Consider the following 26223-nt stretch of genomic DNA (forward strand, 5'->3'; position numbering starts at 1 on the left):
TCGCGTGCCGCGCTCACAGCGGGAATCCCGTGCCGAGGGCGTCGTACGGGTCGCGGGTGAAGAGGTGTTCGCCGGTGCGGTGGGCGGTGCCGGTCACCTCGGTGACCAGGCCGTCCGCCGCCGCCGTGGCCGTCGCCGTGGCGGGCGGCACGCGGCCGGTGAAGACGGTGCCGACGACCGACTCGTGCGTCAGTTCCCGGCCCTCGGCGAGCCGGCCCTCGTCGGCGAGCAGGGCCAGCCGGGCGGACGTGCCGGAGCCGCAGGGCGAGCGGTCGGTCTGGCCGTCGGCGAAGACGGTGACGTTGCGCTGGTGCGGCCCCGTCGGGGTGTCGGGAAGCTCCTCGTACAGGATCACGCCGTAGACGCCGGACAGCAGCGGCCCGTCCGGGTGCCGGGTGGCCGGGTGGCCGGCGAGCGCGGTTCCGATCTCGCGGCCGGCGCGGACCAGTTCGTGCAGACGGGCCCGGTCGACGTTGAGGCCGAGGGCGCGGGCGTCGAGCGAGGCGTAGCAGGCTCCGGCGTACGCGAGGTCGACGGTGGCGGTCCCGAAGGAGGTGGTGACGGGGACCGCCCGGCCGGTGACCCGGGCCGGGACGTTGCGGAAGGTGACGCCGGTGGTGCGGCCGCCGGCGCGGTGCACGACGGCCGTGACGCGGCCGGACGGGACGTCGACGCGGACGTGGGCGTCGCCGTCGGCGGGGGCGGCGACGAGGCCGGAGTCGACGGCCCAGGCGCCGAGCGCGATGGTGCCGTGGCCGCAGGCGGTCGACCAGCCGTCCTTGTGCCAGAACAGCACGCCCAGGTGGGCGCCGTCGTCGTCCGGCGGCACGACGAAGCCGCCGTACATGCCGGCGTGACCGCGCGGCTCCTGGACGAGCAGCCGGCGCAGTTCGTCCAGGGGGCCGGGACGCGGGGCGGTGCCGGAGCCTCCCGGGCCGAGGAGCGTCGCCCGGCGTTCGGCGACGGTGTCGCCGGGAGCGGGCGGCAGTCCGGCGGCCGCGCCGGCGGTCAGGTCGACGATGCGGAAGGGTTCTCCGGCCGTGTGGTAGTCGGTGGCCCGCACGCCGGCCACCGGTCCGGCGGCCACCGGACCGCCGGCGGCCGGCGTACCGGTGGCCCGCATGGGGGTGGACGTCACAGCAGGAAACCTCCGGGGAAGGGGTCGGCCGGGTCGAGAAAGTACTGCGCGGTGCCGGTGATCCAGGCGCGCCCGGTGACAGTCGGCACGACGGCCGGCCGGCCCGCGACCGTGGTCTCGGCGACGAGCCGTCCGGTGAACTCCGTACCGATGAAGGACTCGTTGACGAAATCGGTGTCGAGCGCCAGCAGTCCGCGGGCGTGCAGCTGCGCCATGCGCGCGCTGGTGCCGGTCCCGCACGGGGAGCGGTCGAACCAGCCGGGGTGGATGGCCATCGCGTGCCGGGAGCGGCGGGCGTCGGAGCCGGGAGCGGCGAGGTAGACGTGTTTGACTCCGGCGACGGCGGGATCCTCCGGGTGGACCGGGCGGTCCGGGCCCGCGTTGATGACGTCCATGAGGGCCAGGCCGGCCGCCAGCAGGTCCTCCTTGCGGGCCCGGTCGAAGGGCAGGCCGAGGTCGTCGAGCTCCACGAAGGCGTAGAAGTTGCCGCCGTAGGCGAGGTCGTAGGTGACCGTGCCGTGGCCGGGAACCTCGGCCTTCAGGTCGAGGCCGACGCTGAAGGCGGGCACGTTGGTGAGGGTGACGGCGGTGGCGGCGCCGTCCTCGACGCGGACGTCCACGCTCACCAGGCCGGCCGGGGTGTCGAGGCGGACGGTGGTGACGGGCTCCGTGACCGGGACCATTCCGGTCTCGACGAGGACGGTGGCGACGCCGATGGTGCCGTGACCGCACATCGGGAGCAGGCCGGAGACCTCGATGAACAGCACGCCGTAGTCGGCGTCGGGACGGGTGGGCGGCTGGAGGATCGCGCCGCTCATGGCGGAGTGGCCGCGCGGCTCGTACATGAGGAGCGTACGGAGGTGGTCGAGGTGCTCCACGAAGTGGAGCCGGCGCTCGGCCATGGTGGCGCCGGGGATCACTCCGACTCCCCCGGTGATCACCCGGGTCGGCATGCCCTCGGTGTGCGAGTCGACCGCGTGGTAGACGTGACGGGTGCGCATGGGTTCCCCCCGGGTGTCAGTGGTGGCCTTCGGCGAGGGCCTTCTCGGTCGCGGAACGTACGGCGGTCCCGGTGGCGCCGGTCAGCGGGTGGCGCGGCGGGCGGGTCGGGCCGCCGTGGCGTCCCGCCAGGTCCATGGAGAGCTTGATGGCCTGGACGAACTCGGTCTTGGAGTCCCAGCGCAGCAGCGGGTGCAGGGACTTGTAGAGCGGCAGGGCGGTGGCGAGGTCGCCGGCGACGGCGGCGTGGTAGAGCTCGGCGCAGGAGGCGGGCAGGGCGTTGGGGTAGCCGGCGATCCAGCCCACGGCCCCGGCGAGGGCGAGTTCGAGCAGGACGTCGTCGGCGCCGATCAACAGGTCGAGGTCAGGGGCGAGTTCGGCGATCTCGTAGGCGCGCCGGACGTCGCCGCTGAACTCCTTGACCGCCACGACGTGGCCGGCGGCGTGGAGCCGGGCGAGCAGCGCGGGAGTGAGGTCGACCTTGGTGTCGATGGGGTTGTTGTACGCGACGACGGGCAGTCCGGCGGCGGCGACCTCGGCGTAGTGGGCGAGGACGGCCTCCTCGTCGGCGCGGAAGGCGTTGGGCGGCAGCAGCAGGACGGAGCCCGCGCCGGCCTCGGCGGCCTGCTCCGCCCAGCGGCGGGACTCGGCGCTGCCGTAGGCGGCGACGCCGGGCATGACGCGGGCGCCGTCGCCGGCCGCCTCGACCGCCGTGCGGACGACGCGGGCCCGCTCCTCGTCGGTCAGCGTCTGGTACTCGCCGAGGGAGCCGTTGGGGACGACGCCGTCGCAGCCGTTGTCGAGCAGCCAGCGGACGTGCTCGGCGTAGGCGTCGTGGTCGACGGACAGGTCCTCGCGGAGCGGGAGGGCGGTGGCGACCATGATGCCGCGCCAGGGGCGGGCGGTGGTCCAGGCGGTGACGCTCATCAGCAACTCCTTTGTAGTGTGTGACATTTTACTGAAGCCCGTACGATGGCCACAAGACCGTGAGCAGGGCGAGTTGAGCGGAGATCGCGAGGGGGAGCGGGTGCGCGGGTGGCGGGCGCTCAGGACTCCCCCTAGGACTCCTCCGGCAGCCGGGCCAGGTGACGCAGCGGGACCGGGCACGCCAGCGGTCTGCGGTCGGGCGCCGCGCCGGCGCCGCAGAGCGCCGCCACGGCCGGTCCGCACATCCGGCCCTGGCACCAGCCCATGCCCGCACGGGTGAGGAGTTTGACGGTCCGTGCGTCGTGCGCGCCGAGTTCCCCGGCCGCCTCCCGTACGGCGCCCACGGACACCTCCTCGCACCGGCAGACGTCGGTGTCCGCGCGCAGCCAGTCCGTCCAGCCCTCGCCGGGACGGTGGGCGGCGGCCATGGCGGCGGCGAAGGCGCGCAGGCGGTCCCGGCGCCGGCCCAGGGAGGCGAGGGTGCCGGGCGCGGCGCCGGCGATCGCGCGGGCGGCCAGTTCGCCTTCCACGAGCGCCAGTTGGGCGCCGCCGATGCCGCCCGTCTCGCCCGCGGCCCAGATGCCGGGCACCGAGGTGCGCTGGTCGTCGGACAGGGCGAGGGCGACGGTGCCGTCGGGGCTCTGCCGGGTGGCGCAGCCGAGGGCCGTGGCGAGCGACAGCTCGGGCACCAGACCGTGGCCGACGGCCACCGCGTCGCAGGGGACGCGGCGGGCGGTGCCGGGAAGCGGGCGCCAGTCGCGGTCGAGCCGGGCGACGGTGACGGCCTCGACGCGGTCGGTGCCGTGCGCCGCGACGACGGCGTGCCGGGTGAGGAGCCGGGTGTGGTGGCGGGCCAGCGCGGCGCCGAAGCGGGCCGCTTCGAGCAGCTTGGCCGGGTTGCGCAGGAGGGTGGGCGCGTGGCCGCTGTACGCGGTGTAGGCGCCGGCCTCGACGACGGCGGGGACACGGGCTCCGGCGCTCGCGAGGGACGCGGCGACCGCGAGGAGCAGCGGGCCGCTGCCGGCGACGACGACGCGCCGGCCGGGCAGCACGAGGCCGCTCTTGAGCATGGCCTGGGCGCCGCCCGCGCCGAGCACGCCGGGCAGCGTCCAGCCGGGGAAGGGCAGTTGGCGCTCGTAGGCGCCGGTGGCGAGGAGGACGGCGCGGGCGGTGACGGTGGTGGCGGTGTCCTCGCCGTCCCGGGTGGTGCGGGCGTGAAGGGTCCAGCTCGCGCCGCCGACACCGCGTCGGTCTCCGCCTGCGGCTCCGGTTCCGTCACCGTCTCCTGGTCCGGTGCCGTGGTCGTGTCCGTGCCCGGGGAGCACGGTCCAGACGTGGGTGCCGGTGAGGCAGGTGACGCGGCGCGCGGCCTCGTGGTCGCGGAGGCGGCGAAGGCGGGTCGTGAAGGCCGTCCAGTCGTGGTGCAGGGCCTGCGGGCGCGCCGCGCCGAGACCGGCGGCCGGGCGGCGGTAGTACTGGCCGCCGGGGCCGGCTCCCGCGTCCAGCAGGACCACGCTCAGGCCGAGGTCGGCGGCGGTGACGGCGGCGGCCAGGCCCGCCGGTCCCGCGCCGACGACGGCGAGGTCGGCCCGAGCGGTCTCGGCAGCCCCGCCGGCGCGAGCGGTCCCGGCGGTCCCGGCGGTCTCAGCGTTCGAGTGCGGCACGGCCGGTTCCCTCCTGGGTGGTGACGGTGTCGCCCGGCCGGGCCGGGAGCAGGCAGGCGCGCTGGTTGGGGCGGCCGTTGACGGTGACCAGGCAGTCGAAGCACTGGCCGATCCCGCAGAACACGCCGCGCGGCGCGCCGGTGGTGCGGGTGGCGCGCCAGGCGAGGATGCCGGCCGACCAGAGCACGGCGGCGACGGTCTGGCCCTCCTGGGCGGTCAGTTCGCGGCCGTCGAAGGTGAGGGTGTACGTGGACCGGGGCGCGCCGCCCACGAGGTCGCGCGGGGTTCTCATCGCAGGGTCCTTCAGGGTGCGGGATGCTCGAAGGGTCGGTCCGGGCGGAAGGCGGCGCCGTCGAGCGGCGGCCGGGTGCCGGTGAGGGCCGCGGCGATCAGGGCGCCGGTCGCCGGGGCGAGCCCGATGCCCGCGCCTTCGTGGCCGCAGGCGTGGTAGAGGCCGGGGACGCGGGAGTCGGCGCCGATGGCCGGGAGGTGGTCGGGCAGATAGGGGCGGAAGCCGTGGTAGACGCGGATGACGTCCACGTCGGCGAGGACGGGGAAGAGCGCGGCGGCCTGGGCGGCGAGCCGGCGCAGGGCCTGCGGCGAGAGGGAGCGGTCGAAGCCGACGCGTTCGCGGGTGGCGCCGATGAGGACGGGCCCGGCCGGGGTGCCCTCGACGACGGCGGAGGACTGCAGGGCCGCGGAGCCGCTGGCCACGTCGGCGATGTAGTCGGCGGCGTACACCTTGTGCCGCACCACGCGGGGCAGCGGTTCGGTGACGAGGACGAAGCCGCGGCGGGGCAGGACGGGCAGGTGGGTGCCGGCGAGCCGGGCGACGTCGCCGCCCCAGGTGCCGGCCGCGTTCACGACGACGGGTGTGCGCAGTTCGCGGCGGGAGGTGCGCAGGCCGCGGACGGCGCCGTCGGGTGTGCGCAGGACGTCGGTGACCTCTTCGCCGAGGTAGGTGGTCACCCCGGCGGCGGCGAGCAGCCGGGCGGCGGCCTTGGCGGGCTGGACCTGGGCGTCCTGCGGGTAGTGGAAGGCGCCGGCGGTGCCGGGCGCGAGGTGGGGTTCGAGGGCGGGCAGGTCGTCGGGCGGGATCTCCACGGCCTGGACGCCGGCGGCGCGTTGGCCTTCGGCGAAGGCGCGCAGCGCCTTGAGGGTGGTCTCGTCGGGCGCCACGACGAGACCACCCTTGGGCTCGTACTCGATGTCCGGTGGGAGTGCGCCGGACAGTTCGCGCCAGAGTCTCGTGGACAGCAGCGCGAGGTCGAGCTCCGGGCCCGCCTCCTTGTCGGAGACGAGCAGATTGCCTTCCCCGGCACCGGTGGTGCCGCCCGCGACGGGACCGCGGTCGACGACGGCGACGGAGAGGCCGGAGCGGGCGGCGTAGTACGCGCACGCGGCTCCGACGACGCCGGCACCGATGATCACGGCGTCCAGGGAGTGTCTGTTGGGCACGGCAGTAATATGTCACATTCTTCAGTCGGTGCCCAGGCCCTTGGCGGGCCTGGGCGTTGACGGGCGGTCAGCTGCGCAGCGGGCCCTCGCAGCGGTAGCCGGAGGTGCCGGCGGTCCGGTTGGACCAGATCTCGACCGGTCCGAAGGAGCAGTTCATGTCGGCGAGGTTGTTCAGCGCGGCGCCCGCGCGGTCGAGGAGGAAGTAGTCGACCGTCTCGGACATGTCCTTGAAGACCTGGTCCTCGCTGCCGGCGTTCGTCAGGTTCGCGGTGATGCGACCCGTGCAGATGAAGCGCCGCTTGCCGCTGTCGCCGTTCTCGACGCAGTCCGGGTTGCTGTACGTGGCCCCGGCGAAGGCGGTCCGGACTCCCGCCACGGTGGAGTACGTGAGCTGGTCGTTGGGCGTGAAGGTGGTGTTCGGCACGTACAGACGGTCGACCTGGGCGATCTGGGCGTCCAGGAAGCGGTCGTAGGCGGCCTGGAGGGCCGGGTCGGCGCCGAGGCGGTCGCGCCAGGCGTCGAAACCGGCGACGTCGTCGGCGCGCAGGCGCCCGTACATCTCGCGGAGCAGCCCGGGACGCTCGGTCCACAGGAACTCGAAGAAGGTGCCCGCGTAGTTGTAGAAGCGGAAGCCGTCGCCGTCGTAGGTGGCGTGCAGCAGCTGGCGCACGCTCATCCGGGGGCCGCCGCCGGCCGTGTCGTTGATGATGCCGCGGACCAGGGACTTGCGGACGGCGATGCCGTTGTCACGGGTGGCGCCGTCGAAGAACTCGGCGGTGCCCTCGTCCATGCCGGTGGTCCGGTCGCCCTGGTACCAGGGCCCTTCGCCGAAGAAGCCGGGGACGGCGAAGCGGCCGTTGAGGTAGTGCGTGTACTCGTGCCGGAAGAGCTCCTCGAGGGTGAGGGTGGAGTCCTGCGGGACGCGCCGCTGGTAGGTGTAGAAGGTGGCGCCGTTCTCGATGTAGATGCCGCCGTTGTTGGTGGAGTAGCCGGTGAGCAGCGGGTGGTAGTTCTCGTAGTCGGCGCGGGAGGCGTAGAGGACGATGTTCAGGGTGGTGTTGGGGTCGCCGGCGAGCGGGGTCTCGGTGCCGAGCACCCGGTGGTACTGCGCCTTGACCTGCTTGCTCGCGTAGTAGAGCTGGTCGACGGTGGCCCGGTCGAGGGCGGTGCGGACCTTGATGCCGCCGTTGTCGTAGCTGTAGGCGAAGGGGAAGAGTCTCTTCTCGATGTCGGCCTTGCAGACGCCGTAGGGCGCGCAGGCGTTGTAGAAGTTGAGCCAGGTGACGACCTTCGCCCACTGCTCGCTGCCGTAGCCGAAGCCGGACTCGACCGGGCGGAGCAGGGCGCCGAGGTCGGCGACGATCCCGTCCTGGAGGCCCGAGATCTGGCCGAAGCGGCCGTATTCGGAGAGCGCGTCGCGGACGACCCAGGCGTTGGCGGTGCCCTTGAGGTGGGTGTGTCCGGCGAAGGCCTTGAAGGCGGCGCGGTAGGCGGGGTCGGCCTTGGCGGCGGCGTGGAAGGCGGTGTCCTGGTTGCCCGGGTAGACGCCGAGGTAGTTGACGGAGAGCGCGGCGAGGGCGGCGCCGGCCCAGGTGGGGTCCTGGCTGGTCGCCGGGTGGGCGCCGTCCATGGTGGCGAGCACCTTGACGATCAGGCCGAGCTGGTGCTGGCGCAGGCCGGGGGCGCTGCCGGCGTAGAGGGCCTCGCGGAGGGTGCGGGCGTTGGCGGCGGTGACGTCGAAGGTGCGGGCGGCGGCGCCGAAGTCGGCGATCGCCCGGCGCATCGCGTCGACGGTGGGCGCGTCGGTGACGTCGATCTCGGAGCGGGAGTAGTCGTGGTAGGCCACGGCGTGGAGGTAGGTGAACATCTCCTCCAGGTGGGTGGAGTTCCGGCCGTCGTGGGCGGCGGCCAGGCTGGATATCCGGCGGGAGACGGCCTGCACGTGGGCGTCCGACATGACCGGGGCGAGCCGGGCGTCCCAGGTCCAGATGAGCCCGCGCAGACAGCCGTCGGCGGTGACGGCGGGATCGGCGAGGAAGTCGGCGAAGCGTTCGGGCGAGAGGCCGGTGACGCCGTCGAGGGTGCAGGGGACGCCGGCGGCGGTGGTGGTGCGGGCGGTGGCCGCGGCCTTGGCCTTGACCGGCCCGGGCACGCGGGCCTGCGTGCCGGCGCCGCCGGGCGCGGGCGCCGGGGCGGGCTTGGCGGCGCGCGGGTTGGCGAGGTGCTCGACCTCGTCGAACGGGTTCGCCGCGAAGGCGGCGGGCACCTGGGCGCGCGCCGGCGCCGAGGCCGGTGCCTCGGCCGGTGCGGGGCGCTCGGTGGCCTGGGCCGTGGTCTGGCCGGCGGAGGCGAGGAGGGTCACCGCGACGGCGGTGGCGAGGAGGGAGGTTCGCACGGCTGTGGGTCTCCTTGTGGGGGATGCGCGCGGCGGACTCCCTTGGCTCACACGGGAGTTGACGGCCTGTGGGCCGTCGGCGCGTGAGCGGTAACATAGTAATGTGAAATTGCACTGACAAGACCCCTGCGGCCACCAGCCGTTCACGCCACCCCCGGCCCCGTCCCGAAGGGGCTTCGGATCCCGGCCGCCTGGTGGCCCGTCAGGCCCTCGTTAACCTGGCCGGATGACCGCCGACCGCCTCCGCTCCCTCGCCCTCGACGACCTCGACGACCCGCCCCTGCGCCCGCTCCCGCACCCGGTCGCCGACCTCCTTGCGGCGCTCGCCGCCCCACCACGCCTCGTCGCGCACCTGCGCGCCGTCCACGACGTCGCCGCGCAGCTCGTCGAGTGGACCGGCCAGCGGCATCCGGCACTCCAGTTCGACCGCGCCGCCGTCCTCTTCGGCGCCGCCACTCACGACATCGGCAAGACGCTTCACCGAGGCGAACTGTCCGGCCCCGGCTCGGACCACGAGGCCGCGGGGCGGGATCTGCTGCTCGCCCACGGCGTGGACGCGCGGCTCGCCCGCTTCGCCGCGAGCCACGCGTCCTGGGACGCACCGGACGTCGGCTTCGAGGACCTGCTGGTCAGCCTCGCCGACAAGGTGTGGAAGAACAAGCGGGTCCCCGGTCTCGAGGACCTCGTCGTGGGGCAGCTCGCACAGGCCGGTGGGCGGGAGCGGTGGGAGGTGTTCCTGGAGCTGGACGACGAGCTCGGGCGGATCGGGGACGAGGCTGGGGCGCGGTTGGGGTTTCAGGCGGCACAGGCGGTGTGACGCGGGCGGTGCGGGGCGGGCGGTTACCCTGGCGCCGGGAGCGAGGAGGAAGCATGGCGCGGATGCCGTCGGCCGAGCGACGCCGGCAGTTGGTCGAGGCCGCGGTCCGGGTCATGGCCAGGGACGGCGTGGCGCGGACGACCACGCGGTCGATCTGCGCCGAGGCCGGGGTGTCGCTGAGCGTCTTCCACTACTGCTTCGACTCCAAGCAGGAGCTCCTCGAGGCCGCGATCGGCGCGATCACCGGCAACTACGTGTCCCGCGTGATGTCCGCCGTCGAGCCGAGGGCGACGCTGCGCGAGACGGTGCGGGCCGCGCTCGGCTCGTACTGGGACCATGTGGTGGCCCACCCCGCCGAGCACATGCTCACCTACGAGCTCACCCAGTACGCGCTGCGCGAGGCCGGCTTCGAGCACCTCGCGCGGGCGCAGTACGAGCAGTACGTGGCCTCCGCCGCCGTCCTGGTCGAGCAGGTGTGCGCGGTGCGCGCGGTGACGCCTGCGGTGCCGGTGGGACTGCTCGCGCGGGTGCTCGCGGCGACGATCGACGGGCTGACGCTGCAGTTCCTGGTCCTGGGCGACGAGGAGGCCGCCGCGGCCCTGCTGGACACCACCGCGGACCAGCTCGTGACGCTGATCGAGGGCTGACAGCACTCGGGCGAGGGGCACGACCGGGTACCCGTGCGCCGGGGCCGGGCAGCTGACGATCATTCAACAGGTCGTTTGACCCGGACTCTTGACTCACTCCGCGATCCTCGCGATCCTCGGCCCGAGCCGGTGTTACCGCGAGAAACCCCCACGGACGGCTCACAGCCCGGTATCCCCCTTGACCGAAGGCGTGGCTGACCACATGAAACGACCCTCTACGCGCGCGACGGGCGGCCGCGGCCGGCTCGCTCTCGCGTCCCTGTTCATCGCGCTGGCCACCGTCGTCTTCGGCGCCGGGCCCGTGCCCGCCGCCGACACCGGCGGTTCCTGGTGGGAGCCGACCGCCCGCCCGTCGACCGACTCCCAGATCAACGTCACCGGCGCCCCGTTCAAGGGCACCGACGCCCAGGGCAAGGTGCGCGGCTTCGTCGACGCGCACAACCACCTGATGTCCAACGAGGGCTTCGGCGGCCGGATGATCTGCGGCCAGACCTTCGCCGAGGGCGGCGCCGCCGAGGCGCTCAAGGACTGTCCCGAGCACTACCCGGACGGCTCGGGCGCCCTCTTCGAGCACCTCACCGGCGGTGACGACGGGCACCACGACCCGGTCGGCTGGCCCACCTTCAAGGACTGGCCCGCCCACGACTCGCTGAGCCACCAGCAGAACTACTACGCCTGGGTCGAGCGGGCCTGGCGCGGCGGCCAGCGCGTGCTGGTCAACGACCTGGTGACCAACGGTCTGATCTGCTCGATCCTGCCCCGCGACCGCGGCTGCGACGAGATGGACGCCATCCGCCTGGAGGCGCGCAAGACCTACGAACTCCAGGACTACGTCGACCGGATGTACGGCGGCCCCGGCAAGGGCTGGTTCCGCATCGTCACCGACTCCGCGCAGGCCCGCTCGGTGATCCAGCAGGGCAAGCTGGCGGTCGTGCTCGGCGTGGAGACCTCCGAGCCGTTCGGCTGCAAGCAGATCCTCGACGTCGCCCAGTGCGGTCAGGCGGACATCGACAAGGGCCTGGACGAGCTGTACGGGCTCGGCGTGCGCAGCATGTTCCTGTGCCACAAGTTCGACAACGCCCTGTGCGGCGTCCGCTTCGACAGCGGCACCACGGGCGTCGCCGTCAACATCGGCCAGTTCCTGTCCACAGGCACCTTCTGGGCCACGGAGAAGTGCGCCGGCCCGCAGGCCGACAACCCGATCGGCCTGGTGGCACCGGCCGCGATGGCCGCGAAGCTGCCGCCCGGCGTGAGCGTCCCCTCGTACGCCTCCGACGCCCGCTGCAACACCCGCGGCCTGACCCGGCTCGGCGAGTACGCCCTGAAGGGCATGATCAAGCGCGGGATGATGCTGGAGCTCGACCACATGAGCGTGAAGGCGGCCGGCCGGGCGCTGGACATCCTGGAGGCCGAGGAGTACCCGGGCGTCATCTCCAGCCACAGCTGGATGGACCTGGACTGGACGGAGCGGGTCTACCGCCTCGGCGGCTTCGTCGCCGAGTACATGCACGGCGCCCAGGGCTTCATCGGCGAGGCCGGCCAGAAGGCCGAGCTGCGCCGGAAGTACGGCGTCGGCCTCGGCTACGGCACCGACATGAACGGCGTCGGCGGCTGGCCGGGACCGGTCGGCGCGGGCGCCCCGAACGCCGTCACGTACCCGTTCAGGAGCTTCGACGGCGGATCGGTGCTCGACCGGCAGGTGACGGGGCAGCGGACCTGGGACCTGAACACCGACGGCGCCGCGCACAACGGTCTCGTCCCGGACTGGATCGAGCAGATCCGGCTCACGCCGGGCGGGCCGGGCGTCGTGGACGAACTGGCGAAGGGCGCGGAGTCGTACCTGACGACCTGGAAGGCCACCGAGACCCACGAGCCGGGCGTCAACCTCGCCCAGGGCGCGCCGACGGCCGCCTCCTCCACCCAGTGGTGGAACCCGTTCGTCGACTACTCCCCCGGCCTCGCCGTCGACGACAACACCGGCACCCGCTGGGCGAGCGAGTGGTCCGACGACCAGTGGTGGCAGGCCGACCTCGGCTCGGTGCGGCGGGTCGGCCGGGTGACGCTCGACTGGGAGCGGGCCTACGCGCGGGCGTACCGGATCGAGCTGTCGGACGACGGCGCGAACTGGCGCTCCGTGTGGTCCACGGACTCGGGTGACGGCGGCTACGACACGGCGGAGTTCGCCTCGCAGCAGGCCCGCTACGTACGGATCCACGGCGAGCGCCGGGCCACCGGCTGGGGCTACTCGCTGTACGAGGTGAAGGTGACCAGGTCCTGACCTGCCGCCGCTCCTGACCTGACGAAGAGGGCCCGCCGGACCGATGTCCGGCGGGCCCCTTTCTCGTACGCGTGCGCCTTCCAGGTACGGGTCTAGAGGGTGCGGCACAGCAGGGCGTCGGGTGTCTTGCCCTTGGCCCAGGCGCCGGTGAAGGCGATCCCGGCCGCGTACTCGCCGGTGGCGCACTGGCCCTTGTAGTTGCCCAGGGCGAACTCGCCGCCGGGCGCGCCGGCCGGGCGGTTGTCGCCGCGGTCGAACCAGACGGTGCGGCCGGCCGTGGGCAGCGCGCGGGCCGCGGGCGCGCACAGGGCGGCCGAGACGGCCTGGCCGCGGACGCTGTAGCCGGTCAGGAACTGCCCGCGGGGGCACTGGAGCTTGGTGTAGCCGGTGGCCCAGTCGCCGTCGGTGACATGGCGCTCGTCGGTGACGACGGTGAGGGCGCCGGCGGGCGCGGCGAGCCCGGGCGCGCCGGCGTCGGTGCACAGGCCGCGGCCGTCGCGGTGCGCCAGGCCGACGAGACGCTGCCCGTCCGGGCAGACGCCCTTGCGGGCGCCGCTGTCCCAGTCGCCGCCGGCCCGGGCGCGCAGCGACGCGACGGCGTCGTCGTGGTCGAGGTTCAGCATGTCCCAGGTGTCGGTGACGGGGATCTGGCCGGACCTGCCGGGTGCGGTGACGAGCCGGATCCAGTCGGTGGCGCGCCAGTCGGAGCCGTCGAGGATGCCGGAGCGGCGGCCGGCGGAGTCGTAGTCGAGGAGTTTCCAGCGGCCGTGGCCGGTGAAGCCCAGCAGCGGCCAGTAGGCGAAGTCGGTGTCGTGGGCGATCAGGTGGTCGACGAGGTGGCCGAACCAGGCGCGCGCCCGCGGATCGGTCTCGTCGGCGCCGATGCCGAACTCGCTGATCCAGACGGGTGCGGTGTAGTGCCGGCCGGTGTCCTCGGCGACGAAGAAGGCCTGCCGGTCGAGGGTGGCGAAGAGCTCGTCGCGGGAGAGTTCCTGATAGCGCGGGTCGTGGGTCTCGCCGGTGCCGGTGGCGCCGGTGTGGTTCGGCCCGGTGTAACCGTAGAAGTGGGCCGAGTAGACGAGCTTGTTCGCGGCGACGAGGGTGTGGGAGAGGGTGCGGGCGGGTTCGAGGGTGGGCCGTCCGTGCGGGAGGCCGTCGGCGGGGATGCCCTGCCAGTTGATGCCCTCGACGATGACGAGGAGGTCGGGGTTGGCCTCGGTGAGCAGCCGGTCGCCGAGCCGGCGGCTCGCGGTCCACCAGTCGTGGTCGTCGCCCCGGCCCCAGTTGGCGTCGTCCATGACGGTGCGGCGGACCTCGTTGTACAGGTCGGCGCCGACGACGCGCTTGTCGTCCTTGTAGCGGCGGGCGACGGCCAGCCAGTCGGCCTCCCACTGGGCGGTGGACTGGCTGGTGTTCCAGCGTTCGTTGCCGTCGAGGCCGCAGCACCAGCGGGAGGTGTTGGTGTGGTTGTTGAGGACGACGGCGAAGCCCTCGGCGGTCGTCGCGGCGATCACGGCGTCGAACACCTGGAGCGGGGTGCGGCCGCGCAGCTGCGGGTTGGCGGCGACGGCGGCGTCGGGGACGGGCCGCCGGTCGTGGAGCATCTCGTTGGAGAACGGCAGCCGGACGCTGTTGATGCCCAGGGCGTGGAAGTCGGCGAGGATCGTGGCGAGCGGGGCCCGGTCGAGGCCGAGGGGCAGCTGGTCGGACTTCTCGGCGTCGTGGTGGCTCGCGGGATCGGTGATGTCGCCGGATCCGTTCCAGGAGCCCTGGGCGCCGGACCAGTTGGCGGACCTCAGCTTGAAGCGGTCGCCGTCGGCGTCGACGAGGTAGCGGCCGCGGGTGCTGAGCGGAGGCCGCCAGCTGTCGGCGAGGGCGGTGGCCCCGAGCGGCTCCGCGCCGGTGCCGGCGGCGGAGCTGGCCGCCGGCACGGTCACGGTCGCCGAGACGGACGCGGGTGCGGATGCGGAGAGGGGCGCGGTCACGGAGACGGACGCGGATGCGTGGGCCGACGGTGTTCCGGCAGCCAGAAGGGCCGCGGCGAGCGCGGCCCCCAGGAGGGTTCTGTTCACGATGTCCTTCGCGGGAGGGTGAGGGGCGCGGGTCAGCGGGCCGCGGGGCCCGTCCAGTCGGCGGGCACGTGCGCCAGCCGTACGCGCTGCGGGTGGTCGCCGACGTCGACGGTGGCGACGCGCTGCCCGGTGGCGAAGTCGATGGCGGTCACCCGGTCGGCGCCGCTCTCGGAGATGACGCAGGACTTCCCGTCGCCGCTGACGGTCGCCCAGTAGGGCTTGCTCGCCTCGACCAGCGGCCCTTCCTTGAGGCTGTCGCGGTCGACGACGGTCGCGTAGTCGTCCATGGTGCCCGCGACGCACAGCCGGGTGCCGTCGGGGCTCATCGAGAGCCCGTGGTGGCGCGAGTCGTTGACCCAGGTGGTGCGGTCCGGGTCGGTCTTCGGGTTGCCGGGCAGGGTCTTGAGGCGGGTGATGCGGTCGGTGGCGACGTCGTACTCGAGGAAGCCGTTGAAGAAGGAGACCTGGAAGTAGAGCTTCTTCTCGTCGGGAGTGAAGACGAGCGGGCGCACGGCGTCGGAGAGGTCGCCGCGGCCGAAGGCGTCGAGGCGGTCGCGCATGTCGATGACGCGTACGGTCCTGAAGGTGTTCGCGTCGACGACGGTGATCTTCCGGTCGCCCTTGGTCCAGTCGAGCCAGGGCGCGTCGAGGGCGGTGGTGACCTCGCCGATGGACATGTTCCACAGCAGTCCGTCGGCGGTGAAGACGTTCTCGTGGGGCTTGCTGCCGGTCTTGAAGGAGCCGAGCTGCCGGCCGGTGGCGATGTCGAGGACGTGGACGGTGTCGGCGGTGGAGGCGGAGACGGCGACGCGGGTGCCGTCGGGCGAGACGGCCATGTGGTCGGAGCGGTAACCGGCCACGGCGAAGCGCCAGTTGATCCGGCCGGTGCGCAGGTCGACGGAGACCACGTCGGCGAAGCTGGGCCGGGAGACGACCATCGCGGAGCCGTCGGGAGTGGCGTACATGTCGTCGACGAACTGGTCGTGCCCCTCGCCCGGTCCGCTGCGGACGCCGAGGAAGAAGGCCAGCCTGATCGGGTCGAGGTGGATCTCCCGCATGCGTTCGTCGCGGTCGGGGATCACGTTCACGCGGGCCAGGCGGCGGAAGTCGCCGCGGGACTCGATGACGTCGGCGGTGCCGTCCCAGTTGTTCCCGACGAACATGACCTCGCGCAGGCCGGCCGCTCCGGCGGCGGCCGGCGCGTCCGTGGCGGCCGCGGTGGCGGCGGGTGCGGCCGCGGCTCCGCCGCTCACGGCGGCGAGGAGGGCGAGCGCGGCGGCGAGGGGGCCGGCGAGGCGCCGGCGGGGCAGGCGGGGAGAGGGCATGGGGGTTCCTTCTTCCGGCTCCAGGTGGGGACTTACCCGAGGTAACCACGGACACGCCGTACCCAACAAGCCCTTGGAGCCCGCCTGTTACCAGTGGGTACGCCCTGCCGCCACACCTCCCGCACACCGCCTTCACAGCCTCCACAAAACGGCTGGTAGCGGCCCTGTGCCCGGGTGTCTCGTGCGGGAGAATGCGGGCGGCGGGGGAACGCTGACGAACGATGGCGAAAGGGGAGGCGTGCTCGTGGCGGGCGGTTCCTTACCTGTGTGGCGATGGCGCGCACTACGGCGGACGGACGGCGTGGGCTCCGCGCTCCAGCGCGCCCAGTCCTTCATGATCCTCACCACCCTGCTCTACCGGGCGAGCCATCTCACCGTCGGCGTGCTCGCCGTCGCCCAGCGCCGCCCCGACCATCCCGCGCAGTACCTGGGGATCGCGGTCGCGCTCGGCCTCAGCCTGCTGCTGTACGGGACGGCGCTGCGGCGCGGCTGGTTCGACGGCCGGCTGGTGTGGGCGGACGTCCTGGTCACCGGCTGCCTCCTGCCGTTCGCGCTGTACGCGTGGGGCGGGGTGCGGGAGACGCCGGCCATCGGCTGGGCGATGCTGCTCGGCGGTTCGGCGAGCGCCGCCGCGGCCATCGCCCTCGCCCGCTACCAGGCCCTCACCGCGGTCGCCCTGCTCGTCGCGACCCATCTGGCGGGCTATCACCTGGTCGGCGCGAACCGCGCCGTCCTCGGCGGCCATCTCAACTCGCTGCTCTCCTCCGCCGTCATGGCCTGGGTCATGTGGTGGTACCTGCGCCGCCAGGGAAGGCTGCTGGACGAGGCCAACGCCCGCGCCGTCGCGGCCGAGGCCCAGAAGGCCCGCTACGCCGAGCGGCTCGACCACCACCGGGCGCTGCACGACACCGTTCTCGCCACCCTCACCACCCTCGCCGCCGGCGGCGTCGACGCCAACGCGCCCGCCGTACGCGAGCGGTGCGCCCGCGAGGCCGCGTATCTGCGCCGGCTGATCCAGCAGACGGCCGACGAGGTGCACCATCCCGAGCTCGGCGCCGCGCTGGAGGAGGCGGTCGAGTCGGCGGAGAGCCTGCGGCTGCGGGTCACCGCCCAGTACCACGAGCTGCCCGAGGTGCCGCCGGAGGTCGCCGCCGCGTTCGCCGACGCCGCCCGCGAGGCGCTCAACAACGTACGGCGCCACGCGGGCACCGGACACGCCTATCTCACCGCCACCGGCGCGCGCCACGCCCACCCGGACCAGGGCGCCATCGACGACGGCCACGGCACCGGCACCGGCACCGCGGGCTCCGGGGCCGGCGACGGCCGGAGGGCGGGCGCCGTCGTCACCGTCGTCGACCGCGGACCCGGCTTCGACCCCGACGACTACGTGCCCGGCTTCGGCCTGCGCGGCTCGGTGTACGCGCGGATGGCCGAGGTCGGCGGCCTCGCCGTCGTCGACACCGCACCCGGCGAGGGCGTACGGGTGGAGCTGAGATGGCCCGGATGATCGACGTCGCCGTGGTCGACGACGACCGGATGCTCCTGGACGGCATGCGGGCCTGGCTCGGCCAGGTGCCCGAACTGCGGCTCGTGGCGACCGCGGCCACCGTCGCCGAACTCCTGGCGACCGGCCCCGCCACGCCGCCCGACATCGTGCTGCTCGACCTGCTGCTACGCGACGGCTCGACGCCCGGCGACAACATCCGGCGGCTGCTGCGCACCGGCAGCCGGGTCCTGGTGATCAGCACCGTCCCCGACCGCACCCGCGTCATCGAGGCGCTGCGGGCCGGCGCAGACGGCTATCTCACCAAGGACAACGACCTGCCCACGCTGGTGGCCGCCGTCCAGGACGTCGTGGCCGGCCACGGCGCCCACTCCCCCGAGCTCGCCTTCGCCTGCGCGCACGACGACTCGCCCGCCGCGCCCCGGCTCTCGCCGCGCGAGCGGCAGATCCTGCTCGACTACGCGTCCGGGATGACGCTCAAGTCGGCCGCCCGGCGGGCCGGGATCACCGTCCACACGGCCAAGGACTACCTCGACCGGGTCAAGGCGAAGTACCAGCAGGCGGGGCGGCCGGCGTACACCAAGATCGACCTCGCCCGCCGGGTCCGGGAGGACAGCCTGGACGCCGGCTGAGGAGGGACCTGCGGCGGCCGGGCCGTCGCGGCGACCAGGCCGGGCTTCGCGCAAGCCCCCCAAACGGACGGCTGCAGGGGGCGTGGCCTGCTTCCTATCGTCGTCCACGGCGCCGCGGTCACACCCCCGTCGCCGCGGCGCCGTCCGGCCGGCCGGACTCCCTCTTCCCTCACCCACCAGGAGAGGCAGATGACGAAGCCGTACGCCCGTGCCACCGCGGTCCTCGCAGGTCCTCCCGTCGGGGGGCGGGAGGAACTCGTGGGCCGGCGTGAGGAGACGAGGCGCATCGGGGAAGTCCTGGCGGCCGCCCGCGGGGGGCGGGGCGGGGTGGTCGTCGTCACCGGCGAACCGGGTATGGGGAAGACCCGGCTCGCCGCCGAGGCGGTCCGGTCGGCCACGGGGGCCGGCATGACCGCGGTGCGGGGGCGGCCCGGCTCGGTGGGAGCCGCGGCCGCCGTCCCGTACCGGCCGCTGGTCGAGGCGCTCTACGGCCTGGCCCGGGCCGAGCGGCTGCCGGACGAGGCCAAACTCGGGCCGTACGCGAAGGTCCTGGCCCGGCTCCTCGACGACGGGGAGGGAGGCGGCACGGGAAGCACGGGGGTCTTCGCCGTGCCGCCTCTCGTGGCCGCCGAGGCGGTCCTGCGGCTGATCGGCGCCGTGGCCGGGCGGCGGCGCGGGTTCCTGCTCGTCCTCGAGGACCTGCACGAGGCCGACCCGGGAACCCTCGCCGTCGTCGACTACCTCGTCGACCACCTCGCACCGCTCCCGGCCGTGCTGCTGCTCACCACCGGCCCGGACGAGGCCCTCGTCGCCCAGGCACGCCGCTGCGAGAACGCGACGGTGCTGGACCTGGGTCCGCTCGGGCCCGCGGACGTCCGGCGGATGGCGGCGGGCGCGGTGAGCGGCGCGGTCGCGCGGCGGATCTGGGAGGAGTCGGCCGGCATTCCCTTCGTCGTACGGGAGTCGATACGGGAGCGGGCCCGCGGCTCGGATCGGGTGCCGGCCTCCGTCGCGGACGGCGTCACGCGCCGGGCGGAGCGGCTCGGGCCGGCGGCCGCGGAACTCCTGGGCACGGGCGCGCTGTTCGGGGCGCGCTTCCCGGTGCCGGTGCTGCGGGAGGCGACCGGCTGCCGCGCGGACGAGCTGGCCGCGTTGCTGCGGGCCGCGTCCGCCGCCGCCCTGATCGTGCCGGACCCGGCCGATCCCGACTGGTACGCCTTCCGCCATCCGCTGGCCGCGCGGGCGCTGCGGGAGGCGCTCGGGCCGTCCGAGAGGGCGGCGTCCGCCCGCCGGGCGGCGGCGGCCGTCGCCGCGCTGCATCCCGGCCTCCCGGACGAGTGGTGCGCCCGCGCCGCCGCACTGCACGCCCTCGCCGGTGACTGGAAGGAGGCCGTGCGCCACTACGTCGAGGCCGCCGGCCGCGCCACCTCGGCCGGACGTCCGGACCACGCGCTCGGACTGCTGGCCTCCGCGCACAGCGTCGCGCCCGCGCAGAGCCACGCCGAGGTCGTGGACCGTCTCCTGGACGTGGTGATCCGTACCGGCCGGCTGGACGCCCTGCCCGCCTGCGTCAGCGGCGAGGGCGCCCCGCTCACGCCCGGCGCACGGCCGGCCCGGGCGCCGGGCCGGACCGCCCTCGACGGTCCGCGGCGGCCCGGGCTGCACGCGCGGCTCGCGCAGGTGCACGTGCTCGCGGGCCGGCCCGGGGAGGCGGCGCGGGAGCTGGACCTGGCGCGGTGGGCGGCGGCAGCGGGGAGCGCCCGGGACGACGAGGACACGGCGGTGGTGGAGCTGGCGGCGGCGTACGTGGAGCCGGGGCGGGTGGCGCCGGAGCGGCTGACGACCGCCGCGGAGTCGGCCCGGCGGGCCGCGCGGGCGGCGTCGCGGGCCGGGCTGCCGGAGGCGGCCGGGCGGGCGCTGCTGGCGCTGGGCCGGCTGGTCCAGGACCGGGACGAGGAGGCCGCCGCGGCGTACTTCGCCCGGGCCCGGCAGCTCGCGGCGCCGGCCGCGCCGGCGCGGGAGCCGTCGCGCGGACCGGCGTGCGAATCGGCGTGCGAGCCGGCGCGGCCGTCGGGACCCGGGTCGGTGCCGTTGCGGATCGCAGCCGACGCCTGTCTGGCCCGGCTCGCGATGCGCCGCGACGGTCTGACGGCGGCGGTGGAGCAGGTGCGGCGGGAGGCGCTCGCCGCGGGACTTCGGCCGCTGGCGCACGAGACCGGCTTCGCGCTCGCGCTCGACCGGGTGCGGCGCGGGGCGTTCACGGCGGCCGGGGAGCTGGTCCAGGAGGGCGTGACGGACGCCGAACGCCACGGCCTGGGCCGGGCCGTGGCCCTGTGGCGGCTCGCGGACGCGGTGCGCGAGGCGCACCAGGGCCACCGGGCCGGGCTGCGCGAGGCGTTGGAACGGTTCGCTCCGCTGGCGGACGCGGCGCCCGGACTGCGGGCGATGGAGTACGGGCTCGCCCGGGCGTTCTGCTCGCTCCTGGAGGAGGACCACGAGGCCGCCGAGCGGGAGTTCGCCCAGGCCCTCGCGTACGACGCGGAGAACCCGGCGAGCGGTGACTTCGGCCGGCACGGCGTCGCCCTGCTCCTCGGTGTGCTGACCGGGCGTCTGGGGCGGCGGCACCACGACCGGGTCGCGGGCGTGAGCGCCGCGGCGGCGCGCTGGAACCGCCCGTTCGTGGGCCTCGCGCACGCCGTGCTGCTCGGCCGGGAGGGCCGGCCGGGCGAGGCGTCGGCGGCCGCCGACGCGGCCCTGGAGGCGGCGGCGCCGTATCCCGTGGCACGCCACCTGGGGCTGCGGCTTGCGGCGGGCATGGCCTACGAGGACGGCTGGGGCGCCCCGGTGGACTGGCTGCGCGAGGCGGAGGAGTACTTCCACGGCGCCGGGGTCGCGCCGGTCGCCGGGGCCTGCCGGGCGCTGCTGCGCGGGATGGGCGCGCCGGTCAGGCAGCGCCGCTCGGGCACGGAGCTGGTTCCGGCGGGTCTTCGCCGGTGCGGGATCACGGTGCGCGAGTTCGAGGTGGCGCGGCTCCTGGCGGAACGGTTCGGCAACCGGGACATCGCGGGCCGGCTGCACATCTCGCCCCGTACCGTCGAGAAGCACGTGGCGAGCGTCCTGCAGAAGACCGGCCTCCCGGACCGGGCGGCCTTCGCGTCGGCCGCCCGCGACCTCGGCGGCGTCCTGTCGGTCGGCCCGGACCAGCGGGCGGCCTCCGGCGCACGCGATCTGGCCAGGCCGGCGGGCGCGGAGGTCGTGTCCGGAAAGTAGCGCCGTCTGCCCGCAGGTCAGGCGGGACTTTGCGGACACGACCTAGGCGGTGGCTTGTCGATCAGGCCGGGCCCGCGACGCCCGGCGCGCTTCCTCCGTAGCCCTTCGGGCACGGGAAGCGCGCCCAGAACGCGCCGGACGCCGCTCGCCGGTCCGGCCTGATCGGCCCGGCACTTCCTCGGGCGCGGCCGGAACGGGGCGCCGTCCGCCGACGGATCGGCCGGACGCGTGGCTGCAAGACCTCCGTGCCCGCGCCGGGGAACGCCGGGCGCCGTACTCCGGCGCCGGTGACCGTGCGGGGCGGGGCCCGAGCGGGTCACCGGGCCACCTCGTCCAGGAGGAAGTCCGCGGTGCCGCCGGTGCGGGCCCGGTGGAGCACGCGCAGGACACCGGCCGAGCCCGTCAGGTAGTCGGTCGCGCAGCGCAGCAGTCCCTCGCCGGGCACGGCGAGCGGCGCGGGCCGGTCGTCCTCGCGCGGGACGCGCAGAATCCGGTCCGGCTGGAAGAGGAAGACCTTGCGCACGAAGTCGAGCCGGCGCAGGGCGGCGGCGCGGAAGGCGCGGTCGCCGGTGAACTCGGTGGCGTCCAGGAGCGCGTCGGCGACGCCGCTGATGCCCGACGCGTAACCGGGCAACGCCCGGTGACCGAGCGGAAGGCCGCGCAGCACGGTCCGGGCGGCGTCGAGGTCGCCGTAGCGCAGCAGGACCTGCGCCACGCCGGCGCAATCCGCCCCGGCGTACGGCTCGATCGCGCCCTCGGGCCCGGGCCCGCCGGCCGTGGACCCGCCCCGCCCGTCTCCGTCCCATGCCGCGGTCCAGGTCCCGGTCCCGTTCCCGTTCCCGTCCGCGTCGCCGTCCTCGGCCGGCCGGGCGCGGTCGATCTCCCAGGCGAGCGCGTCACGGCCGAGCCGCAGATAGCGCTCCTCGCCGGTGACCTGGTGCATCCGCAGCAGGAACAGGGCGACGCCCGCCTGGCCGAAGCCGAGTCCGGTGAGCGGCCGGCCGGCGACGAAGGCGTTGAGCCAGTACGCGAGTCCGCCCTCGCGCCGCACCGTGTCGCTCAGCGCGTCCGCGCACCGCCGGGCCGCGGCGAGGTGGTGCCGGTCGCGGCCGTGGAGGTGGAAGCGGAGGTTGGTCATGCCGAGCCCGGACAGGCCGTAGTAGAAGGTGTGGTCGGGGTTCAGGTCGGCGCAGGCGTGGGCGCGCCGGTTGGCGTGGTCGAGCAGTTCCTTCGCCTGCGTCCCGAGACCGAGGCGGTCGGCGGACCAGGCGAGTCCGGCGAGGCCGCTCATCAGCCCGTCGGGATACGCGCGCAGGTCGATGCCGTCGAGCCGCTCGCGCAGCCAGTCGTGCCACTCCCGGCGGACGGGCACGCCGGACGCGTGCAGCGCCCACAGCACTCCGCCGGCTCCGAAGCCGAGGCTGAGCGGGTTGGTGACGTGCGCGAACGGGTCGACCGGGAAGAGGGTGGCGCGGTCGGTGTCGGCGACCGCGGTGACGAACGCGGCCACGCCCGCCTCCGCCCGTGCGAGCGGTTCCGGGTCGACGGCACCGGTGTCGGAGCCGGCATCACGTACGGAACCGTGGACCGGCTGGAGCGCGGGCGCGCGGACCTGGTCGAGCAGGCCCCGCTCGTCCTCGTCGAGAGCTTCCTCGAGGGCTTCGTCGAGGGCCTCGTCGAGGGCCTCGACGAGGTCGGTGAGGCCGATGCGCGCCGTGGCGAGGCCGGTGAGGAGTTCGTGGACGCGGGGCGGCCAGCCCAGGCCGTCGAGGAGGATCCGGCTGGTGTCGAGGAGTTCGGCGCGGTGGTACGGCACGGCGGCGACCGGGAAGACGAGCTGCGCCATGGTGGTGGCGAGGTCGTGGAGGTCGCCCTCCACGCTCCCGGCGAGGCGGCAGGCCTCCAGGCCGACGACCGTCACCTCGTGGCTGTCCGGGTCGAGGAGCAGGTGGTCGGCGGTGAGGTCGCCGAGGACGACGCAGCGGTCGTGGGCCGCGCGGACGGCGAGGGCGAGGCTGCGGAAGACGGCCAGGAAGAGCCTGAGGAAGTCCCGCGAGCACGCGACGTCGAAGGCGGGTCGGGTGAGCGGGTTGCGGGCGAGCAGCACCGCGTGGACGTCGGCGCCCTCGACGAACTCCGCGGCCAGATAGTGGTGTTCCCCCTGGGTGAAGCGCGCGACGGGGAGCGGGAAGCGGCCGGTGCCGACGAGCAGGTTCAGGAAGGCCCACTCCTCGGCGAGCAGGCCGGCGGCGCCGGAGCCGGCATCGTGGCGGCCGTCCTCTTGGCCGGTGTGCGGGCAAGCCTCCTTGAGCACCACCGTACGGCCGCCGCGGGCGGTGTCCTCGGCGGTGTAGACGTCGCCGGCGCGGCAGGGACCGAGCTCGCCGGTCACCCGGAAGCGCCCGCCGAGCAGCCGGCCGCGCACCCGGCCGCCGTTCCGCGCGCCCGTGTCGGGCATCCCGTCCTCGGCCGGATCGAAGAACAGTGTGTCGTGCCCGGCCAGGAGGAACCGCTTCACCCGTCGTTCGTTCTGCATCTCTGCCTCTGCTCAGCCTCTGCGTTCGTCCGGAGGCCGCAGCGGACGGTGTCCGCCCCAGCCGGCCGGTCCGGCCCGCGCCAGTCAACGCCGTCCGCCGGTCCCGCACATGGGAGATCCGCCCCCATAATCCGGGCGCCGGGCCGCGCGGGAATGCGGGGGGTCAGGAGGCGCAGGTGTCCAGCATGCGACCGAGGGCGGTCTTCTCCGCCGCGGTCGCCGTCAGGCCGTACGTCGACTTCACGGACGTCCAGGCCCGTGCGTAGGAGCACCAGGCGGTGCGCGACGGCGGCTGCCACGCGTCGGGGCCCTGGTCGCCCTTGGAGCGGTTGGAGACGGCGGAGACGGAGAGGAGCTGGGGATGGGTGAGGTCGTTGGCGAAGGCCTTGCGCCTCTCCTGCGTCCAGCGGTTGGCGCCGGAGCGCCAGGCGTTGGCCAGCGGCACGGTGTGGTCGATGTCCACGCCGGACGCCTTGGTGAGCGTCTTGCCGTCGTACGCGCTGATCCAGGTGCCGGACACGGCGCGGCACTCGGCGTCGCGCCGGACGCCGGTGCCGTCGCGCTCGAGGACGGCCTCGCGGGTGTTGCAGCTGTCGCCCTGCTCGGTCCAGTGCGGGAACTTGTCGCGGCTGTACCCGGTCATCGAGCCGCGTGGTGCGACGGTGAGGCGCGCGAGCTGGGCGCGCGCCTCGGCGACGGTGGGCATGCCGGGCAGCTTTCCGTCGCCGCCGCGGCCGGCGCCGGCCGCGCCCGGCGAGGACGGGGCGGCCGGCGTCGTGCCGCCGCCCTTGCCGTCCGGGCCCGCGCCGAGGGGGCCGCCGGCCTGTCCGGAACAGCCCGTGAGCGTGACGGCGAGCAGCGCCGCCGCCGCGGTCGCACGTGCCGTCAGACCGGATGTCGAGCCCTGCTTCTGACGCCCCATGAGCCGAATCGTTCCCTCCGCTTGCCGCCGTTACGCGCGGCAGCGTATCCGGCGGCGGGCGGCGGGCCGTCTGCGGGTGCGGGGCGGCCTTGCGGGTGCGGGCCGCCTTGCGGAGTGCGGGGCGTCGGGCCGGGTCCTGGGCGTCAGGCCGGGTGCGGGGCGTCAGGCCGGGTACTTCACGTCCGGCGTGTAGGTCGGCCCGGCGAGGCAGTCGCGCATCTCGTGGCGCGGCGCGGCCGTTCCGGTCCACCGCAGGAAACCGTCGGTGCCGGCCGGCTTGCGCGCGTCGATGAAGCGGCAGCCGTCGTAGAGCAGTTTGCCCGAGGTGGTCGGCGTGCTTCCGGTCGTCACCCGGTGCGTGCCCATCAGGGCGCAGTCGAGGTAGCGGACCATCGGGCCGCTCGCGCCGTCCACGTCGAAGGCGTACGCGTGCGTCACGGCGCCCGGCGCCCAGTCCTGGAAGTGCTGCGCGGTGTCGTCGCAGGAGACGAAGGTGATGTTGCCGCGGGTCCAGCGGGAGTCGATCACCTTGTGGTTCGGGCCCTGCAGCTCGAAGCGGATGCCCTGCGCGAACAGGCGCAGGACGGAGTCGAACCGGGAGGCGGCGTCGGAGGTCAGCTGGAAGAAGGTGCCGGCCTTGGCGCCGTCGGTGAGGATGTAGGAGCCGCCGATGAAGTTCATCGAGCCGCCGCGGATGTTCTTCACGAACACGCCCGACTTGAACTCCACCTTGCAGTCTCGGAACCAGTAGTTGAGGAACTGGTCCTGCTGGGTGGCGGCCGTGTTCATGCCCGTGACGAGGAAGGCCTCGGAGTAGGTGCCGCCGATCTGGCAGTGGTCCCAGCCCATCTCGCTGTTGAGGTCGGACTGGGCCTGGCCCTGCTGCGTGGCGTCCACGGGGCCGTCCAGGCCGATGCCGCGCTTCCAGTCGCCCCGCCACTCCACGTCGGTGTACCAGGTGTCCTGGGCGCCGTAGCCGCCGTCCTCCGAGTAGGAGTAGCAGAAGCTGGAGGTGGGGTTGGTGCTGGTGAAGGTGAGGCCGGAGATCCGGATGTTCTTGTAGCGGCGGTAGTTGGTCCACAGCGTGGTGTCGTTCGCCGTCGGCGCGTACACGATCCGGGAGGTCCGCTTGCCGTAGCCGCTGATGGCGATGCCGTCGATGACACCGCCGCCGCCCCGGCCGTCGACGTGGGGCAGCAGCGAGTCGGGCTCGGTGAGCAGGTAGTTGCCCGGCGGGATCAGCAGGACCTTCTTCAGGATCGTGCCGGAGATCGGGTTCTTCTGCCAGTTGGCGGCCGAGAGCAGCTCGGTGGCGGCCGCGCGGAAGGCGGCGTCGCTCGGCGTGGCGCCGGTCGGGTCGGCGTTGTGGCTCATCACGTTGACCACGTACGGGTCGCCGCCGGCTCCCGCCGCGTAGGCGGTGCCGCCGCCGGCCGCCAGCGCTCCCGCCGCGACGCCCGCCCCGGCGGTGGCCACGCCGCGCATGACGGACCGTCTGTCCAGGTGCTGTCCGGTCATCACGTACCCCCATTGTCGTGATCTTGGAAAGGACAGGACATGGGACCACGCCGCCGTCGGGTGCGCAAGATCTCTACGAGAGGGACGACTTGTGGGCGTCCGTTCCGATGGGTCCGCTCCT

The 26223-nt window shown here is 74.5% G+C and carries 18 protein-coding genes; 6 read left to right on the plus strand and 12 right to left on the minus strand.

All coding sequences use genetic code 11. The annotated features are described in order from the left end of the window. Positions 1-13 precede the first annotated feature (13 nt). From ACIGO8_RS06125 to ACIGO8_RS06155, 7 genes are all read right to left on the minus strand, one after another. A complete protein-coding gene (locus ACIGO8_RS06125; RefSeq protein WP_399726754.1) occupies positions 14-1123 on the minus strand; it encodes a proline racemase family protein in 1110 nt (369 codons plus the stop codon). 11 nt (positions 1124-1134) lie between these two features. Next, the gene (locus ACIGO8_RS06130) at positions 1135-2139 is read right to left on the minus strand and encodes a proline racemase family protein (RefSeq protein ID WP_399724607.1); all 1005 of its coding nucleotides are present in this window, start codon (positions 2137-2139) and stop codon (positions 1135-1137) included. 16 nt (positions 2140-2155) lie between these two features. After that, positions 2156-3064: a dihydrodipicolinate synthase family protein gene (locus ACIGO8_RS06135; RefSeq protein ID WP_399724610.1), complete on the minus strand. Its 909-nt coding sequence runs from the start codon at positions 3062-3064 to the stop codon at positions 2156-2158. A gap of 131 nt (positions 3065-3195) precedes the next feature. Beyond that, positions 3196-4728, minus strand: a complete 1533-nt coding sequence (locus tag ACIGO8_RS06140) for an FAD-dependent oxidoreductase (protein ID WP_399724613.1) — start codon at positions 4726-4728, stop codon at positions 3196-3198. After that, positions 4709-5020, minus strand: a complete 312-nt coding sequence (locus ACIGO8_RS06145) for a (2Fe-2S)-binding protein (RefSeq protein WP_399724616.1) — start codon at positions 5018-5020, stop codon at positions 4709-4711. Before ACIGO8_RS06145 ends, ACIGO8_RS06140 begins: the two co-directional genes overlap by 20 nt. An 11-nt stretch (positions 5021-5031) precedes the next feature. Continuing rightward, on the minus strand, positions 5032-6186 hold the full coding sequence (locus ACIGO8_RS06150) for an NAD(P)/FAD-dependent oxidoreductase (protein WP_399724619.1): 1155 nt from the start codon (positions 6184-6186) through the stop codon (positions 5032-5034). Positions 6187-6253: 67 nt separating this feature from the next. Continuing rightward, positions 6254-8581, minus strand: coding sequence for a collagenase (locus tag ACIGO8_RS06155; RefSeq protein WP_399724622.1), 2328 nt, complete (start codon positions 8579-8581; stop codon positions 6254-6256). A 226-nt stretch (positions 8582-8807) separates the two neighbouring features. Between ACIGO8_RS06155 and ACIGO8_RS06160 the strand changes: the two genes are divergently transcribed. The 3 genes from ACIGO8_RS06160 (at position 8808) to ACIGO8_RS06170 (ending at position 12323) form a co-directional block, all read left to right on the plus strand. Further along, positions 8808-9398: an HD domain-containing protein gene (locus ACIGO8_RS06160; RefSeq protein WP_399724625.1), complete on the plus strand. Its 591-nt coding sequence runs from the start codon at positions 8808-8810 to the stop codon at positions 9396-9398. A gap of 53 nt (positions 9399-9451) precedes the next feature. Beyond that, on the plus strand, positions 9452-10045 hold the full coding sequence (locus ACIGO8_RS06165; RefSeq protein WP_399724628.1) for a TetR/AcrR family transcriptional regulator: 594 nt from the start codon (positions 9452-9454) through the stop codon (positions 10043-10045). A gap of 202 nt (positions 10046-10247) precedes the next feature. Continuing rightward, the gene (locus tag ACIGO8_RS06170; protein WP_399724630.1) at positions 10248-12323 is read left to right on the plus strand and encodes a discoidin domain-containing protein; all 2076 of its coding nucleotides are present in this window, start codon (positions 10248-10250) and stop codon (positions 12321-12323) included. A gap of 92 nt (positions 12324-12415) precedes the next feature. On the opposite strand, the gene ACIGO8_RS06175 is transcribed toward ACIGO8_RS06170, so the two are convergent. Both ACIGO8_RS06175 and ACIGO8_RS06180 read right to left on the minus strand, forming a co-directional pair. Then, complete coding sequence (locus ACIGO8_RS06175) at positions 12416-14308, minus strand: glycoside hydrolase family 5 protein (protein ID WP_399724633.1); 1893 nt, start codon at positions 14306-14308, stop codon at positions 12416-12418. Positions 14309-14427: 119 nt separating this feature from the next. Then, entirely contained in the window at positions 14428-15720 is a 1293-nt protein-coding gene (locus ACIGO8_RS06180; RefSeq protein ID WP_399724635.1) for a YncE family protein, read from the minus strand. A gap of 301 nt (positions 15721-16021) precedes the next feature. Here ACIGO8_RS06180 and ACIGO8_RS06185 point away from each other — a divergent pair, with 301 nt between their 5' ends. From ACIGO8_RS06185 to ACIGO8_RS06195, 3 genes are all read left to right on the plus strand, one after another. Then, positions 16022-17227, plus strand: coding sequence for a sensor histidine kinase (locus ACIGO8_RS06185; RefSeq protein WP_399724638.1), 1206 nt, complete (start codon positions 16022-16024; stop codon positions 17225-17227). Further along, positions 17215-17856, plus strand: coding sequence for a response regulator (locus tag ACIGO8_RS06190; protein ID WP_399724641.1), 642 nt, complete (start codon positions 17215-17217; stop codon positions 17854-17856). The genes ACIGO8_RS06185 and ACIGO8_RS06190 overlap by 13 nt, the downstream gene beginning before the upstream one ends. A 189-nt stretch (positions 17857-18045) precedes the next feature. Further along, a complete protein-coding gene (locus ACIGO8_RS06195) occupies positions 18046-21126 on the plus strand; it encodes an AAA family ATPase (protein WP_399724644.1) in 3081 nt (1026 codons plus the stop codon). Between the two features lie 316 nt (positions 21127-21442). On the opposite strand, the gene ACIGO8_RS06200 is transcribed toward ACIGO8_RS06195, so the two are convergent. The 3 genes from ACIGO8_RS06200 to ACIGO8_RS06210 all read right to left on the minus strand — a co-directional run bounded on the left by ACIGO8_RS06200 (position 21443) and on the right by ACIGO8_RS06210 (position 26102). Beyond that, complete coding sequence (locus ACIGO8_RS06200) at positions 21443-23662, minus strand: lanthionine synthetase LanC family protein (protein ID WP_399724647.1); 2220 nt, start codon at positions 23660-23662, stop codon at positions 21443-21445. 163 nt (positions 23663-23825) lie between these two features. Then, positions 23826-24584, minus strand: coding sequence for an HNH endonuclease family protein (locus tag ACIGO8_RS06205; protein ID WP_399724650.1), 759 nt, complete (start codon positions 24582-24584; stop codon positions 23826-23828). Positions 24585-24746: 162 nt separating this feature from the next. Continuing rightward, positions 24747-26102 (minus strand): hypothetical protein, encoded by a 1356-nt coding sequence (locus ACIGO8_RS06210; protein WP_399724652.1) that lies wholly within the window; start codon positions 26100-26102, stop codon positions 24747-24749. Positions 26103-26223 lie beyond the last annotated feature (121 nt).

The organism is Streptomyces sp. NPDC053493 (assembly GCF_044544825.1).
Classification (GTDB): Bacteria; Actinomycetota; Actinomycetes; order Streptomycetales; family Streptomycetaceae; genus Streptomyces.